Annotated in this window: 13 protein-coding genes; 6 read left to right on the forward strand and 7 right to left on the reverse strand. The window is 44.8% G+C overall.

Annotated features, from left to right (window positions below; all coding sequences use genetic code 11):
• The first annotated feature begins 577 nt into the window (after nt 1-577).
• Nucleotides 578-880, forward strand: a complete 303-nt coding sequence (locus tag H8A87_RS00140) for a helix-turn-helix domain-containing protein (protein WP_198688015.1) — start codon at nt 578-580, stop codon at nt 878-880.
• A 116-nt stretch (nt 881-996) separates the two neighbouring features.
• On the opposite strand, the gene H8A87_RS00145 is transcribed toward H8A87_RS00140, so the two are convergent.
• Nucleotides 997-1,470, reverse strand: a complete 474-nt coding sequence (locus tag H8A87_RS00145) for a MarR family transcriptional regulator (RefSeq protein ID WP_198688016.1) — start codon at nt 1,468-1,470, stop codon at nt 997-999.
• Between the two features lie 139 nt (nt 1,471-1,609).
• On the opposite strand from H8A87_RS00145, the gene H8A87_RS00150 reads away from it, so the two are divergent.
• The gene (locus H8A87_RS00150) at nt 1,610-1,984 is read left to right on the forward strand and encodes an MFS transporter (protein ID WP_198688017.1); all 375 of its coding nucleotides are present in this window, start codon (nt 1,610-1,612) and stop codon (nt 1,982-1,984) included.
• 352 nt (nt 1,985-2,336) lie between these two features.
• Nucleotides 2,337-2,741: an aspartate 1-decarboxylase autocleavage activator PanM gene (panM, locus tag H8A87_RS00155; RefSeq protein ID WP_198688018.1), complete on the forward strand. Its 405-nt coding sequence runs from the start codon at nt 2,337-2,339 to the stop codon at nt 2,739-2,741.
• Between the two features lie 85 nt (nt 2,742-2,826).
• On the opposite strand, the gene H8A87_RS00160 is transcribed toward panM, so the two are convergent.
• From H8A87_RS00160 to ftsY, 6 genes are all read right to left on the reverse strand, one after another.
• Complete coding sequence (locus tag H8A87_RS00160; RefSeq protein ID WP_198688019.1) at nt 2,827-3,960, reverse strand: glycerate kinase; 1,134 nt, start codon at nt 3,958-3,960, stop codon at nt 2,827-2,829.
• Nucleotides 3,961-4,001: 41 nt separating this feature from the next.
• The gene (locus H8A87_RS00165; RefSeq protein ID WP_198688020.1) at nt 4,002-5,267 is read right to left on the reverse strand and encodes a GntP family permease; all 1,266 of its coding nucleotides are present in this window, start codon (nt 5,265-5,267) and stop codon (nt 4,002-4,004) included.
• 147 nt (nt 5,268-5,414) lie between these two features.
• Complete coding sequence (rpoH, locus tag H8A87_RS00170) at nt 5,415-6,272, reverse strand: RNA polymerase sigma factor RpoH (protein ID WP_198688021.1); 858 nt, start codon at nt 6,270-6,272, stop codon at nt 5,415-5,417.
• A 209-nt stretch (nt 6,273-6,481) separates the two neighbouring features.
• Entirely contained in the window at nt 6,482-7,468 is a 987-nt protein-coding gene (gene ftsX, locus H8A87_RS00175; RefSeq protein WP_198688022.1) for a permease-like cell division protein FtsX, read from the reverse strand.
• Nucleotides 7,461-8,126, reverse strand: a complete 666-nt coding sequence (gene ftsE, locus H8A87_RS00180; protein ID WP_198688023.1) for a cell division ATP-binding protein FtsE — start codon at nt 8,124-8,126, stop codon at nt 7,461-7,463. The genes ftsX and ftsE overlap by 8 nt, the downstream gene beginning before the upstream one ends.
• A gap of 6 nt (nt 8,127-8,132) precedes the next feature.
• Entirely contained in the window at nt 8,133-9,389 is a 1,257-nt protein-coding gene (gene ftsY / locus H8A87_RS00185; RefSeq protein WP_198688024.1) for a signal recognition particle-docking protein FtsY, read from the reverse strand.
• Between the two features lie 231 nt (nt 9,390-9,620).
• Here ftsY and rsmD point away from each other — a divergent pair, with 231 nt between their 5' ends.
• From rsmD to H8A87_RS00200, 3 genes are all read left to right on the forward strand, one after another.
• Nucleotides 9,621-10,211: a 16S rRNA (guanine(966)-N(2))-methyltransferase gene (rsmD, locus tag H8A87_RS00190; RefSeq protein ID WP_198688025.1), complete on the forward strand. Its 591-nt coding sequence runs from the start codon at nt 9,621-9,623 to the stop codon at nt 10,209-10,211.
• A gap of 29 nt (nt 10,212-10,240) precedes the next feature.
• A complete protein-coding gene (locus H8A87_RS00195) occupies nt 10,241-10,510 on the forward strand; it encodes a DUF1145 family protein (RefSeq protein WP_198688049.1) in 270 nt (89 codons plus the stop codon).
• Nucleotides 10,511-10,730: 220 nt separating this feature from the next.
• The gene (locus H8A87_RS00200; RefSeq protein WP_198688026.1) at nt 10,731-11,357 is read left to right on the forward strand and encodes a lysoplasmalogenase; all 627 of its coding nucleotides are present in this window, start codon (nt 10,731-10,733) and stop codon (nt 11,355-11,357) included.
• Nucleotides 11,358-11,398: the final 41 nt, after the last annotated feature.

Consider the following 11,398-nt stretch of genomic DNA (forward strand, 5'->3'; position numbering starts at 1 on the left):
ACAGTTTGGTATATTTTGTCCAGTTTATAACCTCAAAAAAGTCATCAATAAGAACAATATATGTCAATTAATATAAGATTAGACATAAACTTATTATTATTTGCAGATTTATCTTATTGAATTACTTTAAAATCATTAAAAATCAATAAAGTAAATATTTTAATTATATAAAAACCCATAAGGTAAATATTAGGAGAATATTAGTTACCCCTCATGTAAGGAGAACAAAAATACTGTTTAACCTACAGCGATAAAGCAGCCGCAAACGCGGGAGTAACGACAAAACAGAGAAACGTAATTCGTATCATGGAAGAACACACCTTGCCTCGGTGAGGGGCTGTTTTTTTACAAAACGTTAATAAAAAAAGTCATGTCATTAAAAAAACAAGGCGCATGTCAGAAAACACAACGGCGAATCAGGTAGTAACAATAGGCATACCATGAACGGTAGTGAATCCGTCAAGGCAGGCTCTATTTTACGAGCAACGGGCGGGGCGAGAATCCAACTATTTTCAAGCCCTAGGCAATTATCCTGATGACGCCATAACTTACTGATTAAAAAAATAAAGGATAGGATATGGAAGAAGCGAACCTATTAGTCGGACAACGTATTCAGGCCAAAAGGAAAGAGCTGGGGATGACAGCAACAGCATTGGCAAAGCAAATTGGTATTAGCCAGCAACAACTTTCACGTTACGAAAGGGGTACAAACCGAATTAATTTAACCCATCTTGTTGAGATTGTAGGGCTGTTGAGTACCGACATCAGTTGGTTTTTTGAAGATTGTTTTATGAGTAAAAAAGAAGACAACACCGTTAATAAACTCACGGATCAATATATTCCCATTGCTGAAACAATTATAGGGAAAAATGGTTGTTAAAGGTCAAGATAAACTCGTCAGAAGCCTAAGTGAAACTGGTTTCATTTATCAAGTTTAAGGCTTCTGACTCTTGTTAGATAGTATCCCTGCAATATGTATTTTTTATCACATCCATTTTATTCTTGCGTGTGATCCACTACCCCAACGACACCCACGACAAATCGTTTGATGATCAAGAGTTCTTCTGCCGAGTAGTTTTCCAGCATTTGCAACCATTTTGCTTCTGCTTGCTGATGCAGCTTTTCATGGGCAGCAAAAATCCGCTTTCCTTTAATAGATAAACTGAAATAAGTCTCTTTCTGGTTATCCACCATTTTTAACTTCTCAACGATAGAACGCTGAAGAAGTTTTGCACAAATTTTCGAGATCGCGCCCTTGGTCATTTTCATCGCTTGGCTGATACTCGTGATATTTAACAACCCCGCTGCCCCAATACACTGAATAACATGTAATTCAGACAGTGAGTAACCACTGATGCCGTATTCACGGAGTGTCTCTTCATCATGTCCTTGCTTAACACTGTCTCTCAAGTGTATCAGGTGGTTAACGGCAGCAAGGATCTCACATTGGCAAACTTTACGGTTAAACATTCACTACTTTTTCCAAATCGTTATTTCCAAGGAAAGTATTTTTGACATCATCGCAAAGAAAAGGAAAAAAGATCTTTATAAAATCCACCAATTTATTAATCTCCATTTTGTTTCCAAGGAAATAAAATGGAGAAAAAAGATGAATAAACGTATTTCAATTCGCAATGTAAAAATGATTTTCTATCTGGTGTGCTTCAGCGCCCTTTTAGGCTCTCTGGCACAAAATATCTATACTCCCGTTATTCCTACCATAAAAGAGTTATTCAATACTTCCCTACCCTTGGTAAATCTCACCGTATCAGCATTCACATTTGTTTTAGCTGTTATGCAAATCGTGTATGGCCCACTCGCTGACAGTAAAGGCCGAAAAGCTATTCTACTACCTGCCCTTGCTATCTCCGTTATCGGTTCTGTTGGATGTACCATGACTTCCGATATTTATTGGCTGATTTTCTTTCGAATAGTGCAAGCTATTGGCGTTGCCGCCATTCCAGTTATTGTCGTTATATCCTGAAAATCAAATCAGGCAGGCAGGCAGTAAAAAACATTAGATACAGAATAAAATACGGGTATATTGGGTAGTATTTTGTTCAAAACATGGTGTGATGTGCTACTGATATATAGCGGGATTAATTTTTAACTCGGAAGATTCACCCAGTTAAAAATATTTAATCAAAAATTTTCCATAAAGAAAGATAATTCACTATTTTAAGTTAACTTAATTCATACAGTGGATTATGTGAGATAAGCCAGTAAGCAATTTATCTTTTTTCAGTGAATCCCCAAATGCATTACTATTTGCGTTTAACACAGAACATGATGCAATGTTCTACGCATAACTCAGCACATCATCGTAGAGCCAACATATGAAATTAACCATCATACAAATTACGGTGTTATCCCCGCAGGATAGAATTGATTTGGCAAAAATTTGGCCTGAACAAGATGAGCAAGAGTGGGATGTACTGCCAGAAAGCGATCGAAAACTGTTTGTTGCACAGTTTAATGGCAGGCTGCTGGCTGCGGTCAAAGTCACTATTAACCCATCAATCGGCATTCTTGAAGATTTTTGTGTGCGGGAAATCACTCGTCGGCGCGGTGTTGGTTCTTATCTGCTGGAGCAGATTAAAGCCGCTTTTTCCGATATCAAACGCTGGGAATGGAGCCTGAATCATTTTCCTGAAGCTCACGCGCCAGATTTGCGTGGTTTTATGGATGCCAATACTTTTCATTATGATGCACGTCTGAATAGCTATTATTTGGATCTATAACCTATCTGGTACGCTGGATAGGCTGGCGTAATACAGTTTTCAGTTTTCCTGACGAAAGGGATTCAAAAATAGCCTAGCATGCTATTTAATGAGACATAGCCCAAACCGCCGCAACATTACGTGCCGTTACCCGCAGGTTTTCGGCACCATTGGCAAGAGCATCTGAAAGGGAACAAGCTTCCGGTACGATGGAAAATACGGCATCCAGCCCATGTTGATGCACGACATGATAATCTCGGCTCATTCCCCCAACCAAAGCGATGGAAGGGATGCCAAACTTTTTGGCAACGCGGGCAACGCCGATGGGGGTTTTGCCATGTAAGGTCTGGCTATCTATGCGACCTTCCCCCGTAATGACCAGATCCGCTCCCTGAACAGCCTCTTCCAGTTTCAAGGTATCAATAACAATCTCAATACCTGACTGTAGCTTCGCCCCCAAACATCCCAGTAAGGAAGCGCCCATTCCACCAGCCGCTCCAGCACCTGCTTCATCAATCACGCTTTTTCCCGTTAGGGATTCCATTTTCATTCCATAATGACGCAAGGCAGAATCAAGCGCTTTAACCATCTCCGGTGTCGCCCCTTTTTGTGGGCCAAACACCGCTGATGCTCCCAATTCTCCACAGAGTGGATTATTCACATCACAAGCCACGGTAAGTTCAATTTGACTGAGACGAGGGTCAAGACCTGTTAGGTCGATGCTTTCCAATCGGGTTAAGGCTGCGCCGCCAAATGGCAGAATGCGCCCGTCTCCATCCGATAAATTCGCGCCAAGTGCTTGCATCATGCCCGCACCACCATCATTGGTCGCACTGCCTCCAATGCCTAAAATCAGTTTTTGCGCGCCATGTTCCAGCGCAGACAGAATGAGTTCTCCTGTTCCATAGCTCGTCGTTACCAGAGGATTGCGCTGTTCCAAAGGCACCAAGTGCAAACCAGAAGCGGCGGCCATTTCAATCACCGCAGTTTCCCCCTCTCCCAGTAGACCGAAAAATGCCTCAACGGGCTGCCCCAAGGGATCGGTGACTGTACATGAGATACATTTTCCCCCCGTCGCAGCAACCAGCGATTCCACCGTCCCTTCTCCTCCATCTGCCATGGGCAACTTGATGTAATCCGCCTGCGGGAGAATTTCCTGAAATCCCTGCTCTATCGCTTGTGCCACTTGCAAGGCACTCAGACTCTCCTTAAATGAATCAGGGGCAATCACAATTTTCATAACGGGTTCCTCTATTCTTTGATGCATATTCTCTGACATCTCTAGCCAGCAAAGCCTAACACTCCAAAGATTAAAGTTGAGGTGAAGGCAATGGTAAAACCAATCAATGTTTCGTAGGGAAGCAGCTTCAAACGTTCATGTACCTGCATATGCACACTGCCTCCTGTAGCATGGAAAAAACTGCCATGCGGTAAATGGTCAAGTACGATTGCACCTGCATGAACCATCGCGGCTCCCGCCAAGGCGCTGATGCCTAAATCGATCAATGTAGGCGCAAATACCGCAGATGCAACCGCAGTACCTGCCGTTGTGGATGCTGTCGTCATTGACATCAAGGCACCCGAAATCGGGGCCAACAGGTATGAAGGCAAGCCAGAAGCCGTAATGCTCTGAATCAGCATATTTTTAAGCTCAGAATTTGCAATAATTCCGGCGAGTGTTCCTGTTCCCAATAACATGATGGCGATGGGTGACATGCGATTTAGGCCAGAAATGATAAATTTATTCGATTGACGCCAGTGCCCCATGATCACCGCGCCAGCAAGCCCTCCCACCGGCAATGCAATCAAGGGATCAATGGTGATATTGGCAATCGGACGTAGTGCCAGCAGCAAAATGGTAATAACTGGAGCGGAAATTGCCGCCATAAAAGAGGGAAATGTTGCCTGTCCTGTGAGTGTCAGTTCTTCATTTCTGACTTTATACCCCCGATTTATCAGGCGACTTGAAAGATAGTAAGCCATCACTAACCCGAATAGCCCGGGAATAATACCCGCAGCCATCAGAGATGTCAGGGGGACATGAAATCCCTCCGACGCTGCAATGGTATTCGGATTGGGGGACATGACGTTTCCCGCTTTACCACCGCCAATCATCGCAAGCAAAATCGCCATTTTCGATAAATCAGCACGATGCGCAATCGCCAGTGCAATTGGAGCCACAGTAATCACGGCTACATCAATAAATACTCCCACAGCCGTCAGCAACATGGTCGCCAGCGCCAAGGCCAATAGTGCTCGCTTTTCTCCTGCCTTGCGCACAATCGTTTCTGCTATGGTGTTTGCTGCTCCAGATTCAATCAATACTCCCGCCAATACACCTGCCGCCAGTATGCGTAAAACAGCATTCGTCATGCTTTGCGCACCCGTGACCATCAAACTCACGGTCTGAATTAAATCCGCTCCACCAATCAAGCCGCCCATCAATGCGCCAATCATCATGCCATAGACAGGAGGCACTTTACGCAGTATCAGCACAATCGCGACAACCAGTGCAATAATGGCTCCCAAAGCAGAAACTGTCGTCATTTTCTTCTATCCCCATTCGCCTCATGATTATTATCTGAAACCACTATGGGTTAACACTTACCCTCGCTTAACTGCTCATCTCCATCTCGCAGACATAAAAAAAGCGATAAACAAATTATCGCCTTTTAGCATTAAGAGTATGGGAGATTACGCTTCAATAGCCAGTCGCAATTTCTTCATTGCATTTTTTTCTAGCTGCCGAACACGTTCGGCGGATACACCGTATTTATCCGCCAGTTCCTGCAAGGTGGTTTTATTGTCATCATCCAACCAACGGGCACGAATGATGTATTGGCTACGCTCATCAAGCCCTTCCATCGCTACAGAAAGTTTATCCGCAGCGTGGTTTTCCCAGTTATCTTCTTCAATGCCATCAGCAAAGTCAGAAGCCTTATCTTGCAAATAGAGCACCGGGGCCACGGGTTGACTATCATGATTGTCATCATCAGAAGACATATCAAATGCCATATCCTGCGCTGACATACGGGATTCCATCTCTCGGACGTCTTTGCTGGTCACGCCCAATTCTTGGGCGACCATCTCAACTTCATCCTGATTGAACCATCCCAGACGTTGTTTAGCCTTACGCAAATTAAAGAACAGCTTGCGCTGGGCTTTTGTCGTTGCAACTTTCACAATACGCCAATTACGCAATACGTATTCATGGATTTCTGCCTTAATCCAGTGAACAGCAAAAGAAACCAAACGCACGCCCACTTCTGGATTAAATCGACGAACCGCTTTCATCAGGCCAATATTTCCTTCCTGAATTAAATCCGCCTGCGGTAAACCATAACCGGCATAACTGCGAGCAACATGAACAACGAAGCGCAGGTGAGAAAGAATCAGCTTTTTCGCTGCATCCAGATCTCCCTGGTAATGCAGCCTTTCTGCCAGTTCCCTCTCTTCCTCTGCGGTGAGCATAGGATAAGCATTGGAGGCACGGATGTATCCTTCCAAACTACCTTGTGGAACTAATGCCAAAGTTTGCATTTCTTTTGTCATTCAAATTCTCTCAAAATCAGATCCAAATTGATGGCCTTTTAATTGCCTGAATGAACCAATAGGTTTATTTAAGCCATAGATACGTCTATTTTACCATCGTAGAGATCATATTCAAATCATCTAAATTGTATGAATATCGATACAAATCTGTAACTGTGATTTCGGCAACGCTTAAGCCCAAAAGTTCACATGAAAACCCGCAACTACCTTTACTCCGGCCTAAAACGACGTAAATGCTGAATTGTCGCAAACCACGCAGCAATCCAACCAATCATTCCAGAAATAAGTACCAACAACAGTGATTCATCCCATCCCAAGCCATGCAGTTTAAAGCTCGTCCCAAAGACACTCGCCACTTCTGTGACCACATTGGAAAGTTTCCATACCAGCAGGGACGAGAGGCTTAAGGAAAAAATCGCGCCTAAACTGCCCAGCAAGGCTCCACCATTAAGGAAAGGACGCAGAATAAAACCATCCGTCGCCCCAATCAGTTTCATGACATTAATCGTCTCACGCCGGCTAAAGATGCTCAACCGGACACTGTTACCAATAACCAAAAGCAGCGCAACTACCATCAAGATGCCTATCACGGCGGCAATCCGGCCAATAAGCGTAGTCAAAGCGGTCAAGCGGGCGAACCAGCTGTCATCCATTCTGACTTCTTCAATACCTTTAATCTGGGCAACCTGATCACGCAATGTCGTTAATGTTTGCGGGTCTTGGGAATTCAATTTAGGAGAAACAATGGCAACCGCTGGCAGAGGATTTTCTTCCAACAGATCCAAGGCACTGGCAAATCCCGACCATGCACGAAATTCGTTTACGGCTTCTTCACGGGAGAGATAATTCACCGATTTCACGTCATCCATGCCTTTCAGCTGATCAATCACCTGTTTGGCGCTGTTGTCATTCAGTGACTTATCCAAATAGACCGTAAGCTGTGGGATGGGATACCACTGTACCACCGCCTGATTAACGTTTTTCCAAACGATATAAAACACGCTCGGCAAGGTCAGGGAAATGGCAATCACCATAATGGTCAGCAGCGTTGCCAGCGGCTGGCGTAACATATCTGACAGGGTACTTTTCCACGCATAACGCCACTGTACACGCCATCCCCCTTTCAATGATTTGGATTTGGACTTGGATTTTGGGGGCTGCGTTTTCTTCGTTGAATGACGGACATTCTTAGCCATGATGCCCTCCTTGCATACGTCCCTGATTCAGGGTCAGGATGCGGTAATTTCTTCGTTCAATGAGAGCAATATCATGGGTAGCCATCAGAACCGTCACGCCAACTCGGTTAAATTCTTCAAACAGGCGCATGATCCCCTCAGATAATTCACCATCCAGATTTCCCGTCGGCTCATCTGCCAGCAGAACAGTTGGCTTGTTCACCACAGCGCGGGCAATACCAACGCGCTGTTGTTCTCCACCGGAAAGCTGAATGGGGAAATTTTTCGCTTTGTCCAGCAAGCCGACCTTATCCAGCGCCGCAGATACCCGTCTGCGAATGTCTTCAGCACTTGCCCCTGAGATGATCAACGGCATGGCGACGTTCTCGTATACCGTGCGATCCAACAACAGGTGATGATCCTGAAAAATCATGCCGATCTGACGACGCAGAAAAGGAATCTCACGGGATTTTAGGCGGCGAATGTCATGACCAGAAAACCAGATGTGACCTGCGCTAGGACGCTCAATACCACAGATAAGTTTCAAAAGCGTACTTTTACCGGCCCCTGAATGACCGGTTAAAAATGCCATTTCTCCTGGAAGTAGATGAAAATCCACCCCTTGCAGCGCCTGCCGCCCTCCCAGATAGGCTTTACTGACCTGTTCAAAGCGAATCATCGATAGTTAATCCTCTCGGGCAAAAAGAGCCTCAATAAAATCATCTGCCTTAAATGGACGGAGATCTTCAATGCCTTCCCCTACGCCAATGTAGCGGATTGGGATCTCAAATTGGTCGGCAATAGCGAAAATAACCCCCCCTTTCGCAGTACCATCCAATTTAGTCAGTGCAATACCCGTCAATCCCACAGCTTCATGGAATAGTTTAGCCTGACTTACTGCGTTTTGACCTGTGCTGGCATCCAGTGTCAGCATAATTTCATGTGGTGCGTCTTCGTCCAGTTTTTTCATCACTCGAACGATTTTCTTCAGTTCTTCCATCAGATGGGATTTATTCTGCAAGCGCCCAGCGGTATCCGCAATCAGGACATCAATGCCTTTGGCCTTGGCTGACTGGATGGCATCAAAAATCACTGAGGCTGGATCTGCCCCTGTATGTTGGGCAATCACAGGGATTTTGTTGCGATCTCCCCAAACCTGCAACTGTTCGACTGCTGCTGCACGGAAAGTATCCCCTGCCGCCAGCATGACGGATTTGCCCTGAGAATGGTATTGGCGCGCTAATTTACCAATAGTTGTCGTTTTGCCGACGCCATTCACTCCCACCATCAGGATGACGTAAGGAGATTTACCTTCAATCTCCAGCGGCTTATCAACTTTCGCCAGAATGTCTGACATCTCTTCTTTCAGCTTAGAGTAAAGTGCTTCCGCATCTTTCAATTCCTTGCGGCTGGCATGAGCTGTCAGGCTAGTAATAATCTTACGGGTCGTTTCGACACCCACATCCGCAATCAGTAACTGTTCTTCCAGTTCTTCAAACAGATCATCATCAATTTTCTTGCCACGGAATAAGCCCAAAAAGCCGGAACCAAGGTTCTGACGGGTTTTGACCAGACTACGTTTCAAACGAGCAAAAAACCCTTCTTTGGTTGGGCGCTCTTGTTCTTTCGGTAATGCCGCTTGTTCCTCGGCCTGACGGGCAGCTTCTTCCGCTAAACGCTGCTGCTCCGCGGCTTCTGCTTCACGACGGGCAGCTTCTTCCGCTAAACGCTGCTGCTCCGCGGCTTCTGCTTCACGACGGGCGGCTTCTTCCGCTAAACGCTGCTGCTCCGCGGCTTCTGCTTCACGACGGGCGGCTTCCTCCGCTAAACACTGCTGCTCCTCAGCTAATTTTTCTTGTTCAACTTGTTCTTCTTGCTGTTTCTTATCTTGACGACCAAGTCCAAACCAAGAGAAGAAACCTTTTTTTTTCTCTTTTGCCATCGGCCACTACACTCCTCGCGGTTAATTATGGCGTTATCAACAAATATGCCCACTGAGATAGGTTCTAACGGTGATAAAATCCAGTCTAACATTTTCATCACACCACAACACATATCTATCGAGGATTTCGTGGTAAATTAATCAATGGGTTTCTTCATTTTCACTCACTTTTTGTCTCCGCCAGATATTATTTAATAGCATCGGATGACAAATGCTTAAGTTATGTAAATTATGACTAAAAAACCACAGCGCGCATCTTTGGGACAAATCCGTATTATCGGCGGAAAATGGCGCGGGAGAAAATTGCCAGTTCCTGATAGTGACGGGCTACGTCCAACGACGGATAGAGTCCGTGAAACGCTATTTAACTGGCTCATGCCAACGATTCAGGGAGCCCGTTGTCTGGATTGTTTTTCAGGCAGTGGAGCACTCGGATTTGAGGCTTTGTCACGCTATGCAAGCCACGCTACCTTAATTGAATATGATAGCAATGTGGCGAAACAACTATCGGCTAATTTAGCCTTGCTGAAAGCTGAAAATGCCAATGTAGTGCAAGGTAATGCTCTACAATACCTCAATGGGGCAGGTACGCCATTTAACGTGATTTTCCTTGATCCTCCATTCCGCAAGGGCATGCTCACTGAAGCAATCCGTTTATTGGAAGCCAATGGCTGGCTAGCAGAAGAAAGCTGGATTTATGTTGAAGCAGAATCAGAATCTTCTGCGACGGAAGTTCCTTCAAACTGGCAACTGCATAGGGAAAAAGCTGCTGGACAAGTTGCTTATCGATTGTATATTCGCCACCAGACATTTGGTGTCTGACCTGCTTAAACACGATTTTGGAGTCAATGATGTTTATTCAATTAGGAAGAGTTATCATGTTTTTCGTTTGGGGAATCATGATTTTAAATTTGTTTCACCCCTTCCCTAAGCCATTGAGATACTTCATGGATATTGCCATGGTGTTCACGGTAGTAATGCATGCGTTTCAGTTATTGCTGCTGAAAAACTCCCAACCTAAAGATCAAAAACTATCTGGTTTTCTCCAGACTAAAATCTTCTTTTTCGGTGTCTTTGAGTTATTGGCCTGGCAGAAAAAGCAACAACGGGAGAAAAAATAACTCTCCACACCACCTATCCATTTTGTTTCCTTCCCATTGGAAATAAAGCAAATCTCGTCAATGAGTAATCCCGTTAATTACTCATTGACGTTCCTTGCTTTTGATAATAAAACGTTACTCGTTCGTTAATAACACTTTAATATTGCACTCTCCGCACCAACCCCATCATAAATAGTCATGCCTGCTCAAACGGGCGTTGAACATTAAGGAAAGGAAAAGTATGAGTTGGCCATTTCTTGCTGTGTTTTTCTCTGGATGGTTATATATTGATGCCGCCTATCGTGGCACCAACTGGCAGCAATGGGTTTTCCGCCCAGTCACAATGCTGCTTCTGTTATTGTGGGCATGCCAAGCACCTAATCTTGGGGTTTCAGGCTACTTAATCATCGCGGGTCTTCTCACTGCTTTGCTCTCTGATTCGATCCGTATGCTCCCTAGTAAGTATTTACTCTTCTCATTCATCACGCTCTTCCTGAGTTACTTGTTATACACCATCAGTTTTGCCTTACATATGGGCTTCAGTTTCTTCTTCCCACTTCCACTGAGCTTGCTGGTCATTGGTATTGTGATCATGCTCGTTGTCTGGACTCGTCTTGATAGTATGCGTTGGCGGGTGATAGATAGTCTTCTTATGGCACTGCTGATGGTTTGGGTCGCCGGGGAACAATATTTTATGCTCAGTAATGAAAACCGCTTTTCTGCCATGGCTGGCGCTACCCTGTTACTCCTTGCACATAGCATCAGCATTATTGACCGGTATCGCTTCTCCTTTAAGTTATCAAAAGCGATTATCGCAGCCTGTGGTTTTATCGGGCACTTTTTGATTATTCGTTCACTGTTCCTGTAATTGATCCCATCCCTATTGGGTAAGAGCCTGAGGATCAAATA

This window comes from Xenorhabdus lircayensis, from assembly GCF_016306625.1.
GTDB classification, from domain to species: Bacteria; Pseudomonadota; Gammaproteobacteria; order Enterobacterales; family Enterobacteriaceae; genus Xenorhabdus; species Xenorhabdus lircayensis.